Source organism: Pseudoalteromonas sp. CNAT2-18.1, assembly GCF_022347865.1.
In the GTDB taxonomy this organism is placed as follows: Bacteria; Pseudomonadota; Gammaproteobacteria; order Enterobacterales; family Alteromonadaceae; genus Pseudoalteromonas; species Pseudoalteromonas ruthenica.
This window is the reverse complement of sequence record NZ_JAKRFR010000004.1, coordinates 276787-299765: the sequence shown is the minus strand read 5'-3', so window position 1 is coordinate 299765 and position 22979 is coordinate 276787. Positions and strand designations below refer to the sequence as shown.

19 protein-coding genes are annotated in these 22979 nt (G+C 44.6%); 7 read left to right on the top strand and 12 right to left on the bottom strand.

Annotated features, from left to right (window positions below; translation table 11 throughout):
* Nucleotides 1-280 precede the first annotated feature (280 nt).
* The 3 genes from MHM94_RS10665 to MHM94_RS10655 all read right to left on the bottom strand — a co-directional run bounded on the left by MHM94_RS10665 (nucleotide 281) and on the right by MHM94_RS10655 (nucleotide 2810).
* Nucleotides 281-703, bottom strand: coding sequence for a hypothetical protein (locus MHM94_RS10665; protein ID WP_235419914.1), 423 nt, complete (start codon nucleotides 701-703; stop codon nucleotides 281-283).
* A 404-nt stretch (nucleotides 704-1107) separates the two neighbouring features.
* On the bottom strand, nucleotides 1108-2214 hold the full coding sequence (locus MHM94_RS10660; protein ID WP_235419913.1) for a serine hydrolase domain-containing protein: 1107 nt from the start codon (nucleotides 2212-2214) through the stop codon (nucleotides 1108-1110).
* 101 nt (nucleotides 2215-2315) lie between these two features.
* Nucleotides 2316-2810, bottom strand: a complete 495-nt coding sequence (locus tag MHM94_RS10655; RefSeq protein WP_235419912.1) for a GNAT family N-acetyltransferase — start codon at nucleotides 2808-2810, stop codon at nucleotides 2316-2318.
* A 765-nt stretch (nucleotides 2811-3575) separates the two neighbouring features.
* Here MHM94_RS10655 and dsbB point away from each other — a divergent pair.
* Both dsbB and MHM94_RS10645 read left to right on the top strand, forming a co-directional pair.
* Nucleotides 3576-4097 carry a disulfide bond formation protein DsbB gene (dsbB, locus tag MHM94_RS10650; RefSeq protein ID WP_022945073.1) on the top strand — a complete coding sequence of 174 codons (522 nt, stop codon included), beginning with the start codon at nucleotides 3576-3578 and terminating at the stop codon, nucleotides 4095-4097.
* Complete coding sequence (locus MHM94_RS10645) at nucleotides 4094-4396, top strand: DUF6170 family protein (protein WP_022945072.1); 303 nt, start codon at nucleotides 4094-4096, stop codon at nucleotides 4394-4396. Before dsbB ends, MHM94_RS10645 begins: the two co-directional genes overlap by 4 nt.
* Before the next feature lie 35 nt (nucleotides 4397-4431).
* Here MHM94_RS10645 and MHM94_RS10640 read toward each other — a convergent pair whose 3' ends face one another.
* The gene (locus MHM94_RS10640) at nucleotides 4432-4728 is read right to left on the bottom strand and encodes a ComEA family DNA-binding protein (protein ID WP_071209407.1); all 297 of its coding nucleotides are present in this window, start codon (nucleotides 4726-4728) and stop codon (nucleotides 4432-4434) included.
* Nucleotides 4729-4944: 216 nt separating this feature from the next.
* On the opposite strand from MHM94_RS10640, the gene MHM94_RS10635 reads away from it, so the two are divergent.
* Nucleotides 4945-5256 carry a YebG family protein gene (locus tag MHM94_RS10635; protein ID WP_053911165.1) on the top strand — a complete coding sequence of 104 codons (312 nt, stop codon included), beginning with the start codon at nucleotides 4945-4947 and terminating at the stop codon, nucleotides 5254-5256.
* Nucleotides 5257-5312: 56 nt separating this feature from the next.
* On the opposite strand, the gene MHM94_RS10630 is transcribed toward MHM94_RS10635, so the two are convergent.
* From MHM94_RS10630 to MHM94_RS10615, 4 genes are all read right to left on the bottom strand, one after another.
* Nucleotides 5313-6506, bottom strand: coding sequence for an amino acid aminotransferase (locus MHM94_RS10630; protein WP_022944739.1), 1194 nt, complete (start codon nucleotides 6504-6506; stop codon nucleotides 5313-5315).
* 28 nt (nucleotides 6507-6534) lie between these two features.
* Nucleotides 6535-7200 carry a GAF domain-containing protein gene (locus MHM94_RS10625; RefSeq protein WP_235419911.1) on the bottom strand — a complete coding sequence of 222 codons (666 nt, stop codon included), beginning with the start codon at nucleotides 7198-7200 and terminating at the stop codon, nucleotides 6535-6537.
* A gap of 135 nt (nucleotides 7201-7335) precedes the next feature.
* Nucleotides 7336-9030: a fused response regulator/phosphatase gene (locus tag MHM94_RS10620; protein ID WP_268838331.1), complete on the bottom strand. Its 1695-nt coding sequence runs from the start codon at nucleotides 9028-9030 to the stop codon at nucleotides 7336-7338.
* Nucleotides 9023-9328: an STAS domain-containing protein gene (locus tag MHM94_RS10615; RefSeq protein ID WP_022944742.1), complete on the bottom strand. Its 306-nt coding sequence runs from the start codon at nucleotides 9326-9328 to the stop codon at nucleotides 9023-9025. The genes MHM94_RS10620 and MHM94_RS10615 overlap by 8 nt, the downstream gene beginning before the upstream one ends.
* 120 nt (nucleotides 9329-9448) lie before the next feature.
* On the opposite strand from MHM94_RS10615, the gene MHM94_RS10610 reads away from it, so the two are divergent.
* Nucleotides 9449-9778, top strand: coding sequence for a stress response translation initiation inhibitor YciH (locus MHM94_RS10610; protein ID WP_235419910.1), 330 nt, complete (start codon nucleotides 9449-9451; stop codon nucleotides 9776-9778).
* Nucleotides 9779-9781: 3 nt separating this feature from the next.
* On the opposite strand, the gene sixA is transcribed toward MHM94_RS10610, so the two are convergent.
* Nucleotides 9782-10249: a phosphohistidine phosphatase SixA gene (gene sixA / locus MHM94_RS10605; RefSeq protein WP_235419909.1), complete on the bottom strand. Its 468-nt coding sequence runs from the start codon at nucleotides 10247-10249 to the stop codon at nucleotides 9782-9784.
* A gap of 164 nt (nucleotides 10250-10413) precedes the next feature.
* Here sixA and MHM94_RS10600 point away from each other — a divergent pair, with 164 nt between their 5' ends.
* From MHM94_RS10600 to MHM94_RS10590, 3 genes are all read left to right on the top strand, one after another.
* Nucleotides 10414-13122 (top strand): insulinase family protein, encoded by a 2709-nt coding sequence (locus tag MHM94_RS10600; protein WP_235419908.1) that lies wholly within the window; start codon nucleotides 10414-10416, stop codon nucleotides 13120-13122.
* Between the two features lie 213 nt (nucleotides 13123-13335).
* Nucleotides 13336-15435 carry an EAL domain-containing protein gene (locus MHM94_RS10595; RefSeq protein ID WP_235419907.1) on the top strand — a complete coding sequence of 700 codons (2100 nt, stop codon included), beginning with the start codon at nucleotides 13336-13338 and terminating at the stop codon, nucleotides 15433-15435.
* Between the two features lie 327 nt (nucleotides 15436-15762).
* Complete coding sequence (locus tag MHM94_RS10590) at nucleotides 15763-18846, top strand: DUF4132 domain-containing protein (protein WP_235419906.1); 3084 nt, start codon at nucleotides 15763-15765, stop codon at nucleotides 18844-18846.
* Between the two features lie 211 nt (nucleotides 18847-19057).
* On the opposite strand, the gene MHM94_RS10585 is transcribed toward MHM94_RS10590, so the two are convergent.
* From MHM94_RS10585 to fadI, 3 genes are all read right to left on the bottom strand, one after another.
* Nucleotides 19058-19249, bottom strand: coding sequence for a hypothetical protein (locus MHM94_RS10585; RefSeq protein WP_022944749.1), 192 nt, complete (start codon nucleotides 19247-19249; stop codon nucleotides 19058-19060).
* 199 nt (nucleotides 19250-19448) lie between these two features.
* Nucleotides 19449-21635, bottom strand: a complete 2187-nt coding sequence (fadJ, locus tag MHM94_RS10580) for a fatty acid oxidation complex subunit alpha FadJ (protein WP_235419905.1) — start codon at nucleotides 21633-21635, stop codon at nucleotides 19449-19451.
* Nucleotides 21635-22945 carry an acetyl-CoA C-acyltransferase FadI gene (gene fadI / locus MHM94_RS10575; protein WP_235419904.1) on the bottom strand — a complete coding sequence of 437 codons (1311 nt, stop codon included), beginning with the start codon at nucleotides 22943-22945 and terminating at the stop codon, nucleotides 21635-21637. The genes fadJ and fadI overlap by 1 nt, the downstream gene beginning before the upstream one ends.
* Nucleotides 22946-22979: the final 34 nt, after the last annotated feature.

The window sequence follows — 22979 nt, the reverse complement described above, 5'->3', positions numbered from 1 at the left end:
GTGCTTATTTCCTTGAGAGGACCAATAAGAAGAACTAGACAATGGCGTTATTAACTCAAGGCTGCCCGCGAGATTTTGTAAAAAGGTATTGTCTGACACATTCATCAGGCTATATGAAATATCCGATATCTCACGTTCGTTGCCAGATTGTAAAATGCTTATTAAGTCTTCGATTTCCATATCATCCCCTGTGAAAGTAACGCCCGTTCATAGCTGCATGCACATGATTAAAGCGAGCGAAAGACAAACGCTAGTCAAGGGTTTAACTCCCATTAATAGATTATGCACTTGCTAAATTGTCTTGCGACATCCAAAACAAGTGCAAGACTATGTGAACAGCTAAAAATATAGCTGGGCATAAAAGCATATAGAGCTCAACCCAACCATCACCTAATTTGAATAAGTCACCATCAAGGTCAATGACTGAGGAATGAGTGAATATTAGAGACAAAAAGCCAAAAATAAGAAATAACAATCGAACTTTATGCTTGAGCTTGAAACCCCAACTCACAGAGGTTAATGCTACATAGCCAAGTATTCCACCCAAGGAACAAAGAATCCATTGTAAGCTGAAACCAATCGGCATAGTGAAAATATTTGCAACGCCACCAAACAAGCCGATTAGCGCAAATATCATAAGAAATGATGCAGGTAGCCAAGCAAACACTGTTGTTAATCCAATTAACAAACTTCTCCAGAACATATATTGAACCTTGATTTTTCAAGCACCTTTATAATCGACTAAACATAGTTGGCTAAATTTACAGCTCCGCATAAAACTTAGACACCTTTGATTGAGGCTACATGCTAAGCAACCAAGGCAGTATAAATAGGAAAATAATGAAAAACATAAAGCCATACACATAACCTGTGTTTCTAGACTTTCTCCAAAACAAATTTTGAGCTCTTTGTTCTGACTGGCTAAGTAAATAATCACAATGCGGACATATGTTTCCCAAATACATTATCAATGTACAATTAGGACACCTCGCTGATGGCTCAAACTCTGCCATTCCCATGATTGTTGGCTTCTTGGGCTTCATAGCTTCCTCGACACATAACACGCAGGCACCGCAGTCTATCCACTGAAAGTGTTTTTTATGTAATTTAATTGCGCTCTTGTTTAACGGTAGAAAGTATGAGGCTATCAATTTCATTGTTCACAGCACCGATACTACTATTATTTAATATCACGTAACCAAAATTTAGGTCTGTGACAGAACGTGATAGAGAGACCCAGCCTCGATTAAATCCAGCAAATCCGAGACTGTTGTTTTCTGTGTCCACAACATAGCTCATGCTCCAGCGCCCGTTAGTATTTGGAGCTGGCTTAATCATTAGATCTATGAGCTTTTCTGGCAACAAAATTGAACCGTTGTAATGTCCATCACTATTACGCAAAACTGCCATATTGAAGCGAGCTAAATCTACAGCCGTTGTTTGTAAGCCCGCCGCTGCTTGTTCATTGAAGTACACCATCCCCGTGACTTTACCGGTATCATCATAAGGTGTTGCCGACTTACTCATTACTATCTCAGTAATATTGAACGTTGAATCCTTCATATTCAGAGGTTCGAATACATTTTTCTGCATATAAGCTTCAAATGTCATGCCGGATACATCTTCAATTAACAGTTGTACCACTGAATATCCACCACCGGAATAAGACCACTTTGTATTTGGCGCATGGATAAGTTCAACGGGTCCAGCGCCGTTGTTATTACCATTTAGTGAGTCGACAATAGAGGATAACTTGTCGCGAGACTCCCACCCGGTATAAGGCCCCAAAGACAGGCCGGAAGTGTGGGACAGAATATTTCTTAGTGTGACTTTTTTTACATCAAAATCAGATTGGGGAATTTGCCAGCGTTTAAGATATTGATTAATTGGTGTATCGAGATCTACTTTGCCTTGAGCGACTAATTGCATTGCTCCCCAAGCAGTAACCAGCTTAGAAATAGAGCCTACATTGAACAAAGTCCTTTGAGTAATTTCAGTTTTAGCCGCAACGTCAGCAAAACCATAGGAACGAAAGCCCACAACTCTACTTCCACTAACGAATGCCAGAGCAACGCCGGGAGCTTTGTGCTTTTCTAAAATTTGCGGTACACCATCGTCCAAACGCTTTGTGAGCTCAGATATATCTTTAATTTCTTTGCCAATAGAAACGTTGGCAAAAAAAGCCCCCGATATTATCAAGATAGTTCTAATCATAACTTTCCTTGTGTGTTCTGCTCCATGATACGAGCTGTTTTAAGCTTGAGCGGGAAGCAAGTGTCAGCCAAGCTTACAACGTCGTTCACGTATTTATTCTGTTAGGCATTGGTAATGACAAACTCGTGAAAGCCTTCTGTTTCAGCAGGCTCCACTTTCTCAACAAGAGCCACATTTAATTGAGTAAACAAGTTACTCCAAAACTTCAACGCCAAGCTGTCGTTTATATAAACTGCTACATGCCATTGTTCGCTCACAGCTTGCATCAAGTGTTGAACGACAAATTTCCCGACACCTTGCTTTCGATATTTAGGGAGGATAAATATATCAGCCAATTCCGGCATTTCTTTACCCCGAATCTCGGTCGTCTCAACAGTGGCAAAGCCTGCAACCTGGTCAGAAACAAAAATTAGATAAGCGGCACACTCTTGTTCACCGCAAACAATGGAATTGAGGTATTGTTCATCAATATCAAAGCGCCCGTCAGTACCTACATCCTCTTGATCAAATGAACTTTGGTGATATTGGTAAAACTGCCACAGCATACACAATGTGCCACTGTCGGTTGTTTTAGTTTTCCTTACTTTGATTTCCATTTGGTGCTCGTTCTTATTAAGGCTCAAATCCATAGCTTCCAACGGTGAAGGCTACCTTGGGTTTCTGATGCCAAATCTACATAACAGCCCGTTAAGTGTTTAATATAGTTGGCATTTAATTCTATTTCAGTCTTAAAGCCCGAGAAACATTCACCGTTAAGTTGATATTTAATCATCCCATCATGATGTTCCCAGTGATAGGTTTTTCTGAAGTACTCTTTGGCCGCTTCTTCAGTAGGGAAAGAAAAAATTAGTTCGAATTTACAAGATTCTATTTCCGGATAAGCTTTTCAAAGTGACCCAACTAACGTTGCGACTCTATTCATGCTCACCTAGATATAATTCCCCGCATACAACCTCCTTATTACATTCACCTGCAAATCGAATATAACACTAATTGATGCTGAGAATACTATGCTCCCCTATAAGTACTTTCCAGAGATTAAGGACTTATTTAGTCGAAAGCCGAGACTTTGATTCGTTCAATATCGGCATTAGCTCCGCACTGTGTATAGCTCTTCGATCAATTCAATAAATAATTTTTTTGTTCATTTTCACTGATTCATAAGCAAAAACGGAAGCCAGCCTACCGCTTTAAATGATTCATTAGCTTTTTTGTTCACTTAACAACGCTAGCTTGTACACAAATGGCGCTAAATTAAGTGCTTAGGCACGCCAATGAGCTTACCTTTACGCCCGCAAAGACGCTTGCATAGCGCCGAAGGCGTGGCATAATCAGCCCATCAACAACGACGTGAGTTAACTATGAGCTGGTTAGGTAAGCTATCGCACCAACGTGCGCCTTGGGTACTGTTAGCGGTGATTGCCACCGTATTCGAAGCAACGGCTTTGTATTTCCAATATGCCATGGACTTAGCGCCATGCATTATGTGCATTTATCAGCGTACAGCAGTCTTGGGTGTACTATTTGCGGCCTTACTAGGCTGTATTAATCCACAAAATATGTATTTACGCCTAGTGGCGCTGGCGAGTTGGCTGGTTGCCAGTATATGGGGGTTCTTGCTCGCCAAAGAACATATCATGATGCAAACCACCACAGATCCGTTTGCCTTCGTATGCGAATTTGAACCTAACTTCCCAAGCTTTATGCCTTTACACGAGTGGCTGCCGAGCTTTTTTGCTGCTACCGGTGATTGTGGCAACATTGATTGGCAATTTATGGGGTTATCAATGCCTGGGTGGATGCAAGTGATCTTTGCGGTGATGGCAGTCGTTGCAATTATCATTACCTTAAGCAGCTTTTTTTATAAACCTAAGGCTTCATGATTTACTTTCTTCCCAGTCAAATTCCGAAACTCAAGTCGCTCAGTCACAATGAGCGACTCGCTATAGTGGCGGATTCATTAAACAGGCTATCAGCGCAGCGCCGAGTCATGCTCAATATTATTAAACTGCTGCTGATCACCCCACTATTTCTGCTGCTGGTGCGCTTTGAAGGCTGGCACATGTTGCCATGGCTGCTCTTAGCCGGCATCGCCTATCCTATTATTGTGCTCCCAGTGCGCCATGCATTCGCGCTGTTTCACCTTGATGAAGCCATCGCCGCACATAAAAAGGGCAACTAAACGTTGCCCTTTGGTTTATCAGCAATACTTTGCCACTATCTTACCTTCACCAATTCCCGAATTTGCGCCAACGTACTTGCACCAATACCTGGCACAGCATCTAGCTCATCAACACTACGGAAATTGCCTTGCACCTGACGATATTCGATGATGGCGGCTGCTTTAGTGGGGCCAATGCCCGGCAGCGATTGTAGCTGTTCTTCGGATGCTTGGTTAATATCAAGTTTGGCTGGGGTTACCTGCTCACTCGCTTGTTGAGGTGCCTCAGCAGCGACCACCGCTGGGGTAAGTACAAGCGCACAGGTGGTGTAGAGTGCGGTTAGTAGCTTCATGCTTCTCTCCTTAGAAGTTAAAGTAAAAGTCCTTGTTACTTCAACAGTAAATAAAGAATAATTACTGAGATGTGTCAAATAAAACTAACGATAAAATCGTGCTTTTTTGTGGTAAAAATGCTTAACCCTTTAAAAGGAATAATTAAAACCCTTGACGGGCGAATCGCCAACCACTACCCTTACTGTATAAAAAAACAGTACCCTTGAGGAGAAGCCATGGCTGTTGTAACTAAATACGTTGTAGAACGAGACGGAGTCGAGCGCATGACCTTTACTAGCAAAAAAGAAGCCGATGCCTATGATAAGATGCTCGATATTGCCGAAAGCTTAGAAGAGTTATTAGGCGGCGTTGATGTTCCCTTAAGTGAGCAACAAGTAGAAAGCCTGTCGTTGGAAATAGCAAAACAAAAAGACGACTTTATGCACGTACTTAAAGGTACCAAGCCTGCAGCAAAGGCCACAAAAAAAGCCAGCAAAGAGCCAAGTGATAAGGAAAATGTTACTGAGCTCAAAGCCAAAGAGGCGTAAAGCTATTTCTTAGACATAAAAAAAGCCAGCATTGCTGGCTTTTTTTATCATTCGCGTTACTTAGTAACCGCTGCAACGGCATCGGCAAAGTAATCGATATTATCTTTGCTTACCCCTGCCACATTTACACGGCTAGAACCGACAATGTAGATTGAGTACTCTTTTTGTAGGCGTTCGATCTGTTCTTTGTTAATCCCTAGGAAAGAGAACATACCGTGCTGGCGTTCAATAAATGAGAAGTCCATGCCTTCGCATTTGTCGTTTAACTTATCTTTAAGCAATGAACGCAAACCATTGATACGAGAGCGCATATCATCAAGCTCTTGGTGCCACATCGCAGTTAGCTCATCGCTACTAAGAATAGTATTAACAATATCCGCACCGTGTGCCGGCGGCATCGAGTAAATACTGCGTACCACACTGAGCATCACTGAATTAGCAATATCAGCGGTGGCTTGATCTTTTGAGATCACCGAACAGGCACCAATACGCTCACGGTATAAGCCGAAATTTTTCGAACATGACGAACAAATGATTAGCTCATCTACCTGCGAGGCCAAATGGCGCAAACCCGCAGCATCCTCATCCAAACTCGTACCAAAACCTTGATAGGCGATATCAACCAGTACTGTAAAGCCTTGAACTTTAGCGATTTCAGCTACTTTTTGCCACTGCGCAAAATTCAAGTCCATGCCGCTTGGGTTGTGACAACATGCATGTAACAGCACCACATCACCCGCAGGCACTTGGCTGAGCGTATTCACCATGTCATCAAATAACAAACCTTTGTTATCATAGTCATAGTAAGGGTACTCTTTCACATTCAGGCCAGCCGCTTCAAATAGGCTAATGTGGTTAGCCCATGTTGGCGTAGTCACCCACACCGTGGCTTGCTCATTACAACGCTTAATGAACTCTGCCGCCACCCGTAACGAACCCGTGCCACCTGGGGCCTGAGCTGTACGCACACGGTCCGCTAGCAAAGCCGGGTGAGCATCGCCAAGTAGCAGTTGCTCCATTTTCTGACAATATTCCAAATTACCGGCCAGCCCAATGTATGACTTAGTGGTTTCATTGGCGAGACGAAACTCTTCAGCCTTTTTAACGGCCTTCAATACAGGGGTTTGCCCTTGCTCGTCTTTGTATACGCCAACACCTAGGTCAATTTTTTTGTCATTGGTGTCGGCTTTAAACGCAGCCATAAGCCCAAGAATTGGATCTGTCGGTAAAGGTTTTAATTGTGAGAACATGGAACTCTCTTTATTATCTCAGGTTAGGTTAGTCCTGACGGCTGGTTGGTAAGTGCTTGCTAATCTCTAAACACGCAGCTATTAGCAACGCAACCTGATCAGGGGTAAAAAACTTGTCGGTAAATGCTTCAGCATCAATAATGCCCACTACTTTACCTGTCTCGTCATAAAGCGGCAAGCAGCTTTCTGCTTTCACTTTGGGGTCACATGTATAGTATTCGCCACCGTTGGCAACATAGTCTTCCACATCATTTATCACCCGAGCAACCCCGCTGAGTGCAACCTGCACATTATTGCTGGTTGTTGCAAAGTCAGGGTTAATAGGAAAAAGAGGACGACTAGGTGCGCCGTAATAAGCGAGCTTAAGTAGCTGTGGCTGACCTTCAATATGTTGACTTTGATAAATACCAAACCAGTCTACGCCACTTTCTTGAACAACAAAATCGACAATCGCTTGAAGCTTTCTCAACTTTGCTTCACTGCTTGAGGGCAAATGTTCGCGTAAATTGAAGGGCTGCTCTTGCAGATGACCAAATAAACTACACGCCCCACCCTCGCCCAACTCGGGAATTTGATATTGCCAACGAACATCGGCACTCGCATTGTTAAGGTATTGCTGTAGCGCCTGTTGTTTATTCGCCACTAACTTGGGCTCAGCGCTAAGTTGTGCATTTTCTAAGTAGCTTAAAAGCATTTAGCCATCCAAACATCTAAACATTTAGCCGGATGCTAGCACACCTTTTTATTACCGTGCAATACAAAACCGTCACTTCGACACTAAGCCAGTCATTTAAGGGCAAAAATAGGGTTCGGAGGCAATATGAGAGGGTTAGTCGATATGGTAGCGAATGCGTATTTCATTTCCCGCTTGGTTGTATTCCACATCTTCCGCCAGCTCTTTAAGTAGCTCAATACCACGACCATAGCTGTGTTGGAGTTGGCTACCTGCTGCTGGCTCGAGGGAAAAACCAGCTCCCGAGTCTTTAACGCTTAAAAGCAATGTTCGTTGCTGTGGCTGATAACAAACACGCAGGCATATCTCACCTTCGGTGAGTTCGCTTAGGCGTTGCTCACGCTCACTGTAGTATTGTAAGAAGCCGTCGTCATCGGCCTTTAAAGCAGAGTCTAACCCCAAAATACCGTGCTCTAGAGCGTTGTTATAAGCCTCTGATAACAATATAAACAGTGTCGATTTGTGGGTGTTCAGCCCTGGCAAGTGACCAACTAGGTCCATCAATTGCGCCACTGGGTCCACCGTTTTTAACTCCTCGGCACTTAACACCACCTCAAGCTCAATAGGGAGCGGACTTATGGTGTGATTAATGGGTTGTAATGGCGCTTGAGGTTGTGGGTCGATAATCACCACGCTGTAATCGTCTTGTTGATCTTCATTACCGGTAAAATAATGCACAGCGGCAATGATGTTGTCAGTACGGATCATCGCTTGCGACGCCAAGGTGCGTAGCAAACCGCTGTAGCCAAATTGGTGCTGTTGTGCATTTTCGGCCTCAATGATGCCATCGGTGTAAACCACAATACGACTATATTCATTAAGCGTGACATGGCGCACATCACGCTCAAACTCCTCATCATCCAAAATACCCAATGCCATGTGTTTTGATTCGAGCTGACTAAGCATGTAGCCCGAGTGGTCAATAAGGTAACCATCAGGCAAGCCGCCCATCCAAAACGTCGCACTTTGTGCATTGGCACTAATTTCGAAAATAGTTGCAGCGCAAAACATATGCGCTGGCAACAAATCGTATAAAGCGGCATTTAACTCTCTGGCTATATCTCCTACGGCCAAGTTTTTTTCCACCATAGTGTAGAAAATACGCGCCACTGGCAGCGCCCCGGTGGCAGCGGCTAACCCATGCCCAGTAAAATCGCCTAATAGATAATATTGCGAGCCATTTGGCCCCAAGGCATTGAGAAACACGTCGCCATTAAACATAGAAGCGGGCGACAAGTGTGAGTCGACCCCCTTGGGTTTATCCTTATGTTGCAGGGCATTATTGAAAATATGCTCGACTAGTTCGTGTTCGCGTTCGGTTTGATTTTGATAATAGGTCAACGCGTCCGTTTGCTTATTTGACTCGCTGACTAAATGGCGAATACGCAGGTGTGCATGTAACTTGGCTCGCAGTATCTGTAAATCGAACGGTTTGGGCATAAAGTCGTCACCGCCTACGTCCAAACATCTTGCCAATGAAGGGTTATCTTCCAAAGCGGTAATAAAAATAATGGGGGTATAAACTCGTGTATTGGTGCGTTTAAGCTCCGCTGCCGTTTCATAGCCATCCATTTCGGGCATAAGAATATCCAGCAGTACCACATCAACATCGTGAGCCTGACATTGCGCTAGCGCCTGAATGCCATTTTCAGCTTCAATGACGCGATAGTTGTCACGCTCCAGCATCGCTCGCAGAATACGCCGGTTCATGGACTCATCATCAACAATGAGCACTAAGGGCAAGTCTTCGCTAAGCCCATGTGAAGGAAAGGAAATGTACTTTTCAGTCAATGGTAAATTTCTTATCGAAACGCGAAATTTGGAGAATCTTTTTTAACTGCGGGTTTGCATGGCTGATGGTAATACCCTCTACCTGCCCCTTCAGAGCTTTATGCATATTGAGCAACATACCCAACGCTGAGCTATCCATGTAACTGGTTTCTCGCAAGTCAACTTCCACGTGCTTAGTGTCGGCATGAACATCTGCATAAGCTGTACGAAAATCTTGCACAAGATTAAAGTCAAACTTTTCCTTTATCACTATCACTAGTTTTTGTTTTTCCTCAACATAATGCTGTTGTAAACTCATACCCGCTCCTAAGCCACTGATAATCTACCTGTTTAAAATATAAACCTTGCCAGCCATTTCGCAATGACAACACCAAAATATGTTAGGATGACACTTTATGTTTATTAATTGGAGCAACCCATGAGCGATAATAACTTGGTTTACTCTACCGACTCTGGCCGCATTCGACCTGAAAAACAAAGTGAACAGCCGGATGTTAAGCTTTTTAAAGACGGTGCACTGCGTATTGAGCGTCAAACCAAAGGACGCAAAGGTAAAGGAGTCATGCTCGTTGTGGGCATTGATCCAAACGAGCATGATATGAAAAAGCTGGCAAAAACCCTGAAGTCAAAAATGGGCCAAGGCGGCGCCGTTAAAGAGGGAGTGATTGAGATTCAGGGCGACGATCGCAACAAGCTTAAAGGTTTGCTTGAAGCTCAGGGCTTCAAAGTTAAAATTGCCGGCGGTTAGCCTCTAGTTAGGGCTATATAACGCCTGCCAGCGCGCTCTCATGGTGCCCGGATCATAGTCAATATGAGCCACCCCACAGGTTGCGAAAATGGGCATTTGCTCAGGGCAGAACTCCGCGACCATGTAACTGACGATTGGCATGTGTGCCACCACCAACCAAGTGTCTATTTCAGTATGAACTTCGGTGAGTGCTTGTAAGTAGTCAACGGCGGTTTTCGCATTAGCGCTGGGGATAATGTCATCGCACGTTTGCTCCAAGGTGAAACCTCGGCAATGTTCTTTGACACACTCGGCAGTCTGCTGAGCGCGCACATAAGGGCTCACTAACAAGCCTTGTGGATTAAACCTTTGTGCTAACCATTGGCCTACATGATCAGCCTGTTGCCGACCTCTTTGAGTCAGTTCGCGCAAGTGGTCCTGCGCTTGTAGCGCTTGAGCTTCCCCATGGCGCATGATTAAAATGGTTTTCATTGCAAAGAAATCAACTAATTAGCAAAAAAGTTTTAACCTAAAAGCTAGCCATCTTGGTTGCATGTTCGCTATAGTCTAGCTTAACCATCGATATTCGGGTAGGCACCAAGCCGTAACAGCTGGCCCTGAACGTCTTGCAACTTCTCTAGTTTCAGGAGCATTGTTTGAATATCAGCCGCAATGATAACAGACTCTACCAACCGCTGACACTGCCCAATGGTCTTAGGGTGTTGTTGGTTGAGGATCAAGACAGCCAAAAAGCCGCTGCGGCACTGACAGTGAATACCGGGCACTTTGATGATCCTTGGCACCGACAAGGGTTAGCGCATTTCACAGAGCACATGTTATTTCTCGGTACCAAAGATTTCCCTGCCTCCGGAGAATTCCACGATTTTATCAGTCATCATGGTGGTAGCAGTAACGCTTGGACTGGCACCGAACACAGTTGCTACTACTTTGATGTCGCCAACGAGCATTACTACCAAGCGTTAACACGCTTCAGCCAGCTTTTTTATGCACCGTTATTTAACGCCGAAGAGGTCGATAAAGAACGTAACGCCATTGACGCCGAGTTTAAACTTAAAATAAAGGACGATGGCCGGCGCATATACCAGGCGCACAAAGAAACGGTGAACCCAAAACACCCTTTTGCCAAGTTCTCTGTGGGCAACAGCAACACATTAAGTGATGAGCAAAACGCTATTCGCGATGATTTGCTGGCTTTCTTTAAGCAACATTATCAAGCCCAGTGGATGACATTGGTATTGAGCGGCCCTCACTCTTTGTCTGAGCTCAAGCAATGGGCTCTGGAGCTTTTCACCCCCATCTCTGGCACCCAGCAACCTAAACCTGCGATCACCGAGCCATTATACCGAGAGCAGGACTTGGGGGTTGAGCTGCATATTGAGCCGCACAAGCACTTACAAAAGCTCATAATTAGTTTTGCTATGCCCAGCATTGATGCCTTTTATAAACACAAAACGGTGAGCTTTTTGGCTCACTTATTAGGCTACGAAGGCCCGGGTTCCTTGCACTCACTGCTAAAAAATCAAGGATGGATCAATGCGTTATCCGCAGGAGGTGGCATTAATGGCAGTAACTTTAAAGATTTTAATATCAGCCTCGCACTCACCGATGAGGGCATTGAGTATTACCAAGACATCGTTGAAACGGTGTTCGCCTATATTGCGCTGATAAAATGTCACGACGATAAGCTGTCGCCGCTGTATCGTGACAAGCAAACGTTGTTGCAAATTGCCTTTGATAACCAAGAGCGAGTTCGCTTACTCGATTGGGTCAGCGGTATCAGCGTGAATATGCACCACTACCCCAGTGAGCATTACTTGTACGGTGACTACCTGATGACTGGCTTTGATAGTCAGCTATTTGCTGAGGTACTGCAATGGCTGACTCCCCATAATATGCGTCTGGTGCTAATCCACCCCGGCGTCGAGCCAAGTCGCTATACAAAGTGGTATAACACGCCGTACCGCATCAACGCACTCGATAAAGATTGGTTAACCGCGCTGGAGAGTATTGATACGCCACTCAATACCATGTCTCTGCCAAGCACAAACCCCTACCTACAGCGTCCTTGCGTGCTTCATGAATTAGTGGCGCCAGGCAATAAACCACAAAGGCTCGCCACTCATCCAGGACTTAATTTCTGGTTTAAGCAAGATGCGACCTATCGAGTTGCTAAGGGTCACTTTTATCTCGCTTTGGACTCAGAGCTGGCGGTCAAAGACGTGCAGCACATGGCGCTGACTCGTTTATTTGCCGATCTGTTTATTGATTGTGTGGCAGAGCAATTCTACCCTGCTGAGTTGGCTGGACTGAATTACCATATTTCATCGCATCAAGGTGGGCTGACTTTACACACCGCCGGCTTGTCATCAAGCCAACTAGAACTGGTGCAGGGTCTATTGCAAGCCCTGTTTCATGCGGATATTTGCACGAAGCGCTTTGCTGAGTACAAAAAACAGCTAGTGCGCCACTGGCAAAGCAGTAATCAAAACAAGCCTGTCAGTGAGATTTTCAGCCGTATCGGCGCGCAGATTATGCCTTGGAATCCCACCCCGACGGAGCTTGCTCAGGCACTTAAAAGCACCAGCTACATGCAATTTAAACAGTTCCGCCAAGCGTTTTTCGAATCCGTGCATGTAGAGGCGTTTTTACATGGTAATTGGCGCCCAGCCGATGCCTACGATTTCTTACGTTTGGTGCAATCTCATTTACGTACCCGCACGAGTATCGACAGCATTAGCCGCCCACTGAATGAAATTACGCAAGTCGACACTCATCACCTAAAACTGCAGTGCAGTGACAATGCCATGGTCATTTACTACCAAGCAGAGACCGCAGATATAAAAGAAAAAGTATTGATGATGGTTGTTAACCACCTGATTAATCAGCCCTATTTTCATCAACTGCGTACACAGCAGCAATTAGGTTATTTGGTCGGTGCAGGCTATGCACCGTTTAATTCTCGCGCTGGACTGGCATTTTACGTGCAATCACCCAATGTCGATGCGCACACGTTACTTTCTCATCACCGCGCCTTTATTAAGCAGTATGTTCAGGACTTTGCTGAAATTGATGAGCCGCACTGGCAACAAGCCAAGCACAGCCTCTACCGGCAAATTGCCGAAAAGGACAAAAACCTGCGCTTGCGTTCACAACGCCTCTGGTTAGCAATTAGTAACCCGGGCGTCGATTTTAGCCTGCAAAGTAACTTATTAACGACACTTGATGCTATCTCCTTGGAAGACGTACAACACTATATGCAGCAGCTTTTTTCTCCTTCGCGGGCTCGCATGGAATGGCTCAGTGACGGGGTTAAACAGTCGCAACAAGCCTTGGAACACGCATAATGCTTTACTCAATCAACGGCTTGAATTAACCTAGCATGATTGTAGTAATTAGAATGACAGTGTGTGTTTAGGTCAGGTTGTAGAAAAGGCTTAATAATAAGCGGATTGTTGCTTGTCAGTGGGTGCTCGTTTGCTCATGAGCAAGCGCACATGCTGTTCGACTCCCCTTTACACACGGTTGTTTTATCATTACTTCTTGCCCTGTTATGCGTTATGACATTCAGTGTTATTTCGTTGCGCCGCTCACGTAAGAAATTAGCACGCTCAGAACAACACCTAAAACTGACCTTAGAAGGCAGCGGTGACATCCTCTGGGATTGGTATATAAAAACCGGTGAGGTCAAACGCGTTAATGATGAACATGCCAATCACAGTGCAACCACACAAAGTTTTTGCATTCCCCCGAACCAAGCGCTAATACACCCACAGGATTTACCTCGCGTTCAAAGTGCCTTGCGCGCCCACCTTGCACAAAAAACAGCGTTTTTTGAAGCTAACTACCGATTGCTTGACCAACAGGGGCAGTGGCGATGGATGCTAGATAGAGGAAAGGTGGTAGAAAAAGACGCCCAACTACAACCGCTGCGTATGAGTGGCACAATGAAAGATATCGACGATATCAAAACCACTGAGCAGCGCTTAGACCTATTTGCTAAATGCGTTGAGAATCTCAGTGATGCGATGGCCATATATGACCATGAATTCAAACTAGTTGATACCAATCCTGCATTCACCGAATTGTTCTCCTTATCTCAGAAAAAGCACCAAGGCTTGGCTTTTACTCTTCCGGGTTTGAATACCAAGCAAATAAGTACACTGAAGCGCCAAGTGCTAAAGCACAGCCATATTCAGTGTGAAGTGTCAGTGCGCAGCCAGCATGGAAAAAGATTAGCCATGGAACTGAGCGTGGACCCAGTGCTCAACCAACAGGGCGAGGTAGACTACTATATTATGGTCTACTCCGATTTAAGCGAGCGCAAAAAGACTGAACAAGCCCTCAATGATTTATCTAATCAAGACAGCCTGACTGGGCTTGCCAATCGTAACCAATTTTTTGTCGACCTCGATACCTTAATGAAACAAGACAGCCATCACGCCATGATGGTGATGGACTTGGATAACTTTAAAAAGATTAATGATTCGTTGGGCCATCAATTAGGCGATAAGCTGCTTATCAAATTAGCCCAGCGTTTAAGTGAGCGTAAGCGCCCGCAAGACACTTTTTATCGCCTCGGCGGCGATGAGTTTGCATTGGTGATGCGCGGCACCAACGACATTCATACTATTACCGCGATTAGTAACGACTTTTTGCAAACCATTGCAACACCATTTCGGATGATGAACCATGAACTCGCCATCACCGCCTCTATTGGCATAGTATTGAGCCCGGAGGATGGCGTATCGCCACAAATTCTATTAAAGAACGCCGATACCGCAATGTACCATGCTAAGCAGCAAGGGAACCGTTACTTATTCTTTAATGATGCGATGAACCACCAAGCGGTTAAACGACTGCAAATTGAGAACTTAATGCGTTTTGGTCTTAAGCGGGATCATTTCGAGGTTTTTTACCAACCGAAGATGGATATAGCCACTGGCCAATTAGCCGGAATGGAGGCGCTGGTGCGCTTTATAACCCCGAAAAAAGGGTTGATCAGTCCTGGGCAGTTTATTCCCATTGCCGAAGAAACCGGACAAATTATCGAGATTGGTGAAGTGGTATTAAAAAAAGCCTGTCGCGATGTAAAGCGCTGGCGCGATGCCGAGCTATTTTCCGGGCGAGTTGCTGTAAACTTATCGGCGAAACAGTTTGCTCTGCCTGATTTAACCGATCGTATCGACGCCCTACTACAGCAATACCACCTTCCCGCCAGTGCTCTTGAACTGGAAATAACCGAGGGCACCGTAATGGACAGCCCAGAACAAGCAATCGCGATTATGCACGCCCTAGTAGGGAAAGGGATTCACCTCGCTATGGACGACTTCGGTACCGGTTATTCATCGCTGGCCTATTTAAAACGCTTCCCATTGCACACGTTGAAAATTGACCGCGCCTTTATTGTTGATATGGTTAATGAACGAGGTAAAAACATGGTCGACTCGATTATTACCATAGCGCAAAACTTAGGTCTACATGTGGTTGCTGAGGGCGTTGAAGAAGCCAAGCAACTGCAACAATTAAAGCAGTTGGGCTGCGAAACAATGCAGGGCTACTACTACGCCAAACCGCTTTCAGCTGAGCAATTCGAAGCATTTTTATTGCGCGAACGCAGTAAAACGCAAGATCAGCATCACTTGTCATTGGTGCAATAACCACAGTGTGACGCGGAATCAATGAAGGCTTAGCAAGAATATTTTAGGCCGCTGTTAAAAGGACTTTAGAAATGAAAAAAGAACTCACCTTCATCGTCAAAGGGCACCATATTAGAATAATTAATTCCTGGTTCCATGGCGCCAAATTGTATGTCTACGCTAGCCCCGAATTCTAATAATAATTCGTGACAAAGTTAACCCGAGCACCTATCAAAAATAATTAGTAAGATAAAAGCATTTATAATTAAGCCTTCAATAAATATTAAACATAATAAAAGTCAAAATATAAAAAATAAAATTACAAACCATTCATAGCAAGGAAGAAGTATGAAATTAATTGATAATAAAAACAAAAAAGAAATAATAAGCCTACTGGATGACCACCCTGACGAGGAAATTATAAATAAGTTTTCAGATTTAAATATCGACCTTAGAGAGGACATTCGTCTTTTTGAAGAAGAAACTCTCCTGCAAACCTTATTGAAAAGAGGTAGACCAAATCTGGTAATGTGTTTGATCGATAGTAATTGTTTTATAAGTTATCAACATGAGCTATTGAATACCGTTTTAGGCTCATGGGGTAATTGGGTAAAGAACAACGAGCTTAAGTTAAAAGATCTATTAGAAAAGTTGTTTGAAAGTGGTCTGTTAGAGCAATTACAACTCCCAGAAAACGCGGAAAGCTTTATTTTCGGTGGTTTTTCAAAACTTGTAGAATCCAGCCAATTCGACACTGTACAGTGGCTTCAAGAGTTGGGCCTAAACTTTGATGAATTGTCTGCAATCAGCGGTCACGATATAGCAAAACAACTCGTAGAATGTGCCCATCAAGAAGATGACGAAGCGGTAGCCAGTTTATTCAAAAAAGGTTTAATCAGCCTAGAAAAATGGAAAAATAGAGGGCTTGCTACAGACTCAATATTAGTATCAGCAATAAGTTCCGGGCTATTCAAAACTTTACAGTTTTTATTGACTGAGATACCTTTAATTATAAACTCCCATTATATCGCATGCCTTAGTGTAAGATATGACATTCCAGAGGATCTATTACCCACATTCTTACCAAAAGAAATTCTGGAAAATAGTAAGTACAAATCACTATCTTTACTTTATTCAATAGAAGAAGGTGATGGCAATGAAAAGTTACTTACCTATTTAGTGGAAAACGATCCTTCACTAATAAAAAACAACGATGACTTACCACTACCACGGGCACTTCATCGCAACTATGCACTGTTCAAAAAAATAATTGAACTGGGTGCAGACATTAACTACGTTAATAAATTTGGCTATTCTTTACTCGACTATATTCAGCTTAATGATGATTTTGATGATGAGCATATTGAAAAAGCACGTTTCCACGGCGCTAAAACAGCCTTCGAGCTGAGTATCGATGCCCCTCTATGTCCTAAAATGTATGATATTTTAAAGCTAATTGATGGTGGGGAAAGCTGGAGCGACGGCTTCATTGCAAAACTGAGTATTCTAAATGATCGTGAAACCTCAAGATGGCACGCATTAATTGCACATTGTGTTAAAAACAAAAGCGCAACCCCTTCAAAATTGTGGCTTAAACAAGCTAAGGAAATGATCGACGATATTGGCGCAGACGAATTTTCTTCGATGATCTCATCTTTATTACCTTTGATAGAAAAACCTCGAAACAATAATTTAGCGCTTGCTGTAAATTCTAAATTTGCGGAATACATGGGCTTTGATAGTGTTATGACTAGTCGGTCCGATGAGCTTATCTATGCCTTTAGTCAATCAAATGTACTGGCTTTAAAAGGGCTACTATGGTCATCTAGCTTTTCTTCAGATATTTCTATTTCGAGTCAACTTCGCAAAGTAGCTCAATCGATGTATAAAAAAGTTCATGATGTTGGTATGAGAAATGCTAAATTAGCCAACGCAGCTATGACAGCATTGACCCTGTTACCTAATGAACAAGGAATAAGTGATATTTTAATTATCTATTCAACGACTAAATACAACCCAGCCTTAAAAAATGTTCAACGGATAGTCAATAATATCGCACAAAATAAAGGCACCACACCTGAAGCATTAGCTCAATCTTATATTTCTGATTTCGGTTTGTATGATATCGGCAAATATCAAAAGAAGCTGGGGGACAGTATTGCGGCTATTTCTTGTACACACGTAGGTAAGTGTGAATTGACTTGGCAAACCAGTGAAAAAACCCAAAAATCTGTGCCTACCAATTTGAAAACGAAATTTAAAGAAGAAATAAAAGCATTAAAAGGGCTTGTTAAAGAAATACAAAACGCCACAACTGCTCATACGCAACGTATTGAAAGCTTTTACATTAGCTCACAGAGTATCTCCTTTAGCGATTGGCAAGCACGATACATTGATGACAAACTCATTGGATTTATAGCTCGCCGCCTTATTTGGCGCTTGACCGGAAATGACGGTCAAAGCTGTGATGTGCTTTTCGTCGATAGCCAGTATATTGATTGTCACGGAAAAAAGGTTGAATTAGATAGCCAATCGGTTATCAGTTTATGGCACCCAAGTGAGGCTAACAAGGATGAGATTATTGCATGGCAAACGCTCTTGGCGCATCACAAAATAACGCAACCGTTCAAGCAAGCACATCGCGAAATATATATTCTGACAGAAGCCGAAAAGCGTTCTCGCACACATAGTACGCGGTTTGAAAATCACGTTCTAAACCAACAGAAGTTTCATGCAGTTGCCACTCAACGTCGCTGGAACCAAACGCGGGGCGGTGGTTGGGACGGAGGCAGTGAAACAGAAGCTACAAAATATATTGACCGCCTATACTTAACCGTTATTTTTGATACGCAGGGCCTTCGCCAGTATGGTGACACAGATACTGGAATTCACAGCTGTGTGAGCACCGGTAAAGTTTTCTTTCGCCACCAAGATAGTGATGAACTGATAGCTTTAGAAGATGTTGATAAGATCATTTTTTCTGAAGTAATGCGTGATATTGATCTATTTGTGAGTGCTGCAAACATTTCCAATGACCCTGAAAGGGAAAATGACGAAGCAAGTTACTGGTTCCAGCAAGGCTTTGGAGAGTTGAGTCCGGTTGCAAAAACACGCAAGCAAGTATTGGCAAATATTATTGCTACATTCCCCAATAACAAGGTATTTACGCTAGAGGGAAACTTTCTATATGTTCAAGGTAGGTTGGCTAAATATAAAGTTCACTTAGGTTCATCAAATATATTAATCCAGCCCCACAACCAATACTTGTGCATCTTACCCAAAATCACTAAAACCAAAGCACACCTCCCTTTTGAAGAGGATAAGAAGCTTTTAGTTATTTTATCCAAAGCCTTATTGCTCGCTTCGGATGACAAGATAAAAGACGAAGCTATACTATCTCAGATAAATGGCTCATCACTAGTTCGGAATTAATCCAATTTGAAGTTCTACCGAAGTCAGAGGGTTAACTCTTTGTCTTCGGCTAAGGCTAAAGCACACTTATTCATTGCTTATTAATCTACCGCGAGATGCTACTTCGTCGTTTGTGCTATTGCTTGATAACAACTTATCTATCTACTTTATTTTTACTTCATGAACTTTCTAAATACATCTTTCACTTTAAACATTGGAAAAGGTACTAACACTAAGGTCGCCAGATGATACCGCAGTGGGCAACGCTGCGCATTAATGCACGACGATAATGCACGTTAAACAGCGCTAACGCGACCGGGCCAATTAAGCCACCCGCCAGCGCCCAGCGTTTTGCTGGCATGCCTTTAAACGACGCCACAAAAAACAACAACAAAGCAAAACACACACTCACTAACAACAACATACAACCCCCACTGAATGTAGGCGCGCAGTTTAGCATTTTTACGCTCAGTTATTAACCACACCAAAGTCGTAAGTTCATCGCCCTAAGCAGCAACTATAGTGCCTTTTTAGCGCCTTTGAGCACGTCGCGGCCTAAGCCTGTGGCATAAAAAAGCGCCGGTTAAAAACCAGCGCTAAGTGTTAGGCGATTGGCAGAGCCATCAAGATGGTTGCGTCGAGGGGTCATCGGTACCCTGCTCTGCAGTATCCTGCTCAACTGTGTCCTGTGGCGCCGTGTCTTGGTCATAAAAACGCTGCCCTTTTTCAGCCATTGCCACCAAAGCGGGGGCTGGCGTGAACACCTCGTTTTGCTGGGCGTAGCTCGATAGCGTTGAGCACACATTGCTCAGCCCTAACTTATCCATGTAGCTGAAAGGTCCGCCATGGAAAGGTGGGAAGCCAATACCGAAGATGGCACCAATATCGCCATCACGGGCGCTCGCAACAATGCCCTCATCCAAACAACGCGCCGCTTCGTTAAGCATTTGCATAACACAACGCTCAGCTATTTGCTCTTTGTTCAGCTTCGGAGCCGGAGTCACGCCAAGAAGTTCGTACACTGACTCGTCAGGCTTTTTGTCCTTTTTCGAGTAATCGTAGAAACCACGGCCTGATTTACGTCCCAGTCGCTTGTTATCGATTAAGCGGCTAAACGCATCAGGGGCTTTAAAACGCTCGCCCAATTCTTTTTCCAAGATAGGCGCTATCTTAGAACCAATATCGATGCCCACTTCATCAAGTAAGGCTAATGGCCCCACTGGGAAGCCAAATTCAACCAAGGCTTTGTCGATTTTCTCGATTGGCTCACCGGCTAACAATAGGTTGGCTGCTTCGTTTACATAAGGCGCCAAGATACGGTTTACAAAGAAGCCGGCTTTATCCTTCACCACTATGGGTGTTTTGCCTTGTTTACGGGCAAAGCTCACCGTACGGGCGATGGTCTGCTCGCTGGTGCCTGCATGGGGGATAATTTCCACCAGCGGCATTTTTTCTACCGGCGAGAAGTAATGCAAGCCAATAACATTCTCTGGGCGCTGCGCTTGCTCAGCAATTTGGGCAATGGGCAGTGACGAGGTGTTACTAGCGAAAACAGTGTGTGCTTGGGCATGACTTTCAATATCGGCAACCATTGATTGCTTCAGCTTGAGATCTTCAAATACCGCTTCAATCACCATATCTACATGCGCAAAGCCACTGTAATCAGTGGTGCCGGTAATACGGCTCATCTGCTCTTGCAACTGCGCTTTGGAGATAATACGACGCTTGCGTTTTTTCTCTAATAGCTTATAGCTGTAATTCATCGCCCCACTAATGCCTTTATGGGCAACGTCTTTGACACGCACCGGCACGCCCGCTTTAATGGCACTGACATGCGTGATACCGGCGCCCATTAAGCCGCCGCCCAGCACGGCTACTTTATCGGTGCTCGGAGCATCATCGGCGCGCCACTCTTTTTTCATTTCCGTGGTAGCAAAGAAGATACCGCGCAGCGATTTCGATACATCACTCATCACCAAATCGGCAAAGCCGTCGGCTTCGGTTTTGTAGGCTTTGAGGGTATCTAGCTCAACGCTGGCGCGTACTGCCTTAATAATATTATTCGGTGCAGGGTAATGACCACCGGTCTTTTTGACGACGTTTTCAGCCGCTTTTTTGAAAATCAGATTGCGACCAAATGGATTAGACTCCAACAACGCCGATACTTTATCCAACGGCGGCTTGGTTGCACGCGCTTTGCCTTTAAGTGCGTACTTACACGCCACTTCAAGTAAGACACTGTGAGGGACACTGTCATTAACGAGGCCAGCTTTTTTCGCCTGCTTAGCACGCACTTGCTTGCCGGTTAGCATCCACTCTAAGGCTTTCTGCAAGCCCACTAATTTAGGTAAACGCTGTGTGCCGCCGCCACCTGGGAGTAGGCCAAGCTGCACTTCAGGCAAGCCCATTTTGGTAATGTCACTGTCGCTGCACACCCGATAATCACATGCCAAAGCAAACTCTAAGCCCCCGCCTAGGGCGGCACCATGAATAGCCGCGACGGTGGGATAAGGCAGCTTTTCCAGTTCAAAAAACGCTTCCTGACACATGGTCGATAGCGCTAAGGCTTCTTCACGTGAATGAGCGTTATCAAGCATGTTGATATCGGCGCCGGCAATGAAGTTATCTGGCTTGGCGCTGATAAATACCAAGCCTTTGACGTTATTTTCATTGGCGGTGCGAACAATGTCTTGCAGCTGCTCAGCAAAGCTGGCGCGCAAGGTGTTCATTTTCTCGCCTGGCACGTCAATAGTGACGATGCCAACGCGTTCATCGTTTAACTCAAAACTAAATACGGATTCTGTTGTCATTATGCGCTCTCCAATACAAAGGCCGCACCTAAACCACCGGCAGCACACGCCGTAGTTAGGGCTAAGCCACCGCCGCGACGGTTAAGCTCATGAATACTTTGTGTAATCAAACGGGCTCCGGTAGCGGCGAAGGGGTGGCCATATGCTAGCGAGCCCCCGTTGACGTTAAATTTGTCCATGTCAATTTCACCAATGGCTTTATCACGGCCAAGCTGCTCTTTGGCAAACTTATCAGAAGCAAACATTTTCATATTAGCTAAGGTTTGCGCCGCGAAAGCCTCGTGCATTTCAATTAGGTCTAGATCGCCTAAGGTGATCCCGGCTCTGTCTAGGGCAACAGGGGTAGAATGTGCCGGGCCCATCAGCATATCCTCGTGCACACCGATGGCACTGAAGGCATAACTGCGGATGTAACCCAAGATTTCATAGCCCATCGCTTTGGCTTTGCTTTCATTCATCAGCATCACCGCAGCCGCACCATCGGTTAGTGGCGTCGAGTTCGCCGCAGTGACGCTACCATATTTGCGGTCGAATACCGGTTTCAGCTTGGCATAGCCTTCAAGCTGTGAATTGGTACGAATGTTATTGTCTTGTTCAATAAATGACTTATAAGGTGGTACATGCGCAGTCATGACTTCCTGCGCCAATTTGCCCTCAGCCCAAGCTTGGCTGGCTAACGTATGCGAGCGATGTGCTAAGGCATCTTGATCAGCGCGGCTAATACTGTGGCTTTTCGCCATTTGCTCTGCCGTTTGCCCCATAGAAAGCCCGGTTGAGTACTCGGCAACCGCCGGCGGCACTGGCATAAGATCTTTAGGGCGCAACTTAGAGAAAATCTTTAAGCGCTGCGATAGGGTCCGCGCTTTGGTTAAATCCACAAGGCTACCTGCCAGCTTCTTGCTTACACCAATAGGTAAGACGGAAGAAGAATCAGCACCGCCAGCAATACCCACTTGGGTATGACCCGCCATAATTGATTCAGCAACATTGGCAATCGCTTGGAAACTAGTCGCACAAGCCCGTGATACCGAGTAAGCATCGACATTGACCGGCATGCCAGTGCCCAGGACAATTTCACGGGCAATATTCGGCGCTTCCGGCATTTGCACGACTTGGCCAAACACCAACTGATCAATTTCTTTGCGATCAAAGTCCAAGCGCTCAAGCATTTCGTTGACGACCAGCTTACCTAAATCGAGTGCTGGGACGTGATGAAAGGCGGTAGCTTGTTTTGCAAAAGGCGTACGCAGGCCGCTAACAATGGCGATGCGCTCCCCGTTGCGTGTTGTTAATTTTGTTTGCTCAGACATAAAATGCTTCTCCTGCTGACAGGTCTGACCTGTT

Excerpts from the sequence above, each read along its gene's own strand:
- MHM94_RS10665 (WP_235419914.1), bottom strand. The coding sequence starts at position 703 with ATGTTCTGGAGAAGTTTGTTAATTGGATTAACAACAGTGTTTGCTTGG.
- MHM94_RS10660 (WP_235419913.1), bottom strand. The coding sequence starts at position 2,214 with ATGATTAGAACTATCTTGATAATATCGGGGGCTTTTTTTGCCAACGTT.
- MHM94_RS10655 (WP_235419912.1), bottom strand. The coding sequence starts at position 2,810 with ATGGAAATCAAAGTAAGGAAAACTAAAACAACCGACAGTGGCACATTG.
- dsbB (WP_022945073.1), top strand. The coding sequence starts at position 3,576 with ATGAGCTGGTTAGGTAAGCTATCGCACCAACGTGCGCCTTGGGTACTG.
- MHM94_RS10645 (WP_022945072.1), top strand. The coding sequence starts at position 4,094 with ATGATTTACTTTCTTCCCAGTCAAATTCCGAAACTCAAGTCGCTCAGT.
- MHM94_RS10640 (WP_071209407.1), bottom strand. The coding sequence starts at position 4,728 with ATGAAGCTACTAACCGCACTCTACACCACCTGTGCGCTTGTACTTACC.
- MHM94_RS10635 (WP_053911165.1), top strand. The coding sequence starts at position 4,945 with ATGGCTGTTGTAACTAAATACGTTGTAGAACGAGACGGAGTCGAGCGC.
- MHM94_RS10630 (WP_022944739.1), bottom strand. The coding sequence starts at position 6,506 with ATGTTCTCACAATTAAAACCTTTACCGACAGATCCAATTCTTGGGCTT.
- MHM94_RS10625 (WP_235419911.1), bottom strand. The coding sequence starts at position 7,200 with ATGCTTTTAAGCTACTTAGAAAATGCACAACTTAGCGCTGAGCCCAAG.
- MHM94_RS10615 (WP_022944742.1), bottom strand. The coding sequence starts at position 9,328 with ATGAGTTTACAACAGCATTATGTTGAGGAAAAACAAAAACTAGTGATA.
- MHM94_RS10610 (WP_235419910.1), top strand. The coding sequence starts at position 9,449 with ATGAGCGATAATAACTTGGTTTACTCTACCGACTCTGGCCGCATTCGA.
- sixA (WP_235419909.1), bottom strand. The coding sequence starts at position 10,249 with ATGAAAACCATTTTAATCATGCGCCATGGGGAAGCTCAAGCGCTACAA.
- MHM94_RS10595 (WP_235419907.1), top strand. The coding sequence starts at position 13,336 with ATGACATTCAGTGTTATTTCGTTGCGCCGCTCACGTAAGAAATTAGCA.
- MHM94_RS10590 (WP_235419906.1), top strand. The coding sequence starts at position 15,763 with ATGAAATTAATTGATAATAAAAACAAAAAAGAAATAATAAGCCTACTG.
- MHM94_RS10585 (WP_022944749.1), bottom strand. The coding sequence starts at position 19,249 with ATGTTGTTGTTAGTGAGTGTGTGTTTTGCTTTGTTGTTGTTTTTTGTG.
- fadJ (WP_235419905.1), bottom strand. The coding sequence starts at position 21,635 with ATGACAACAGAATCCGTATTTAGTTTTGAGTTAAACGATGAACGCGTT.
- fadI (WP_235419904.1), bottom strand. The coding sequence starts at position 22,945 with ATGTCTGAGCAAACAAAATTAACAACACGCAACGGGGAGCGCATCGCC.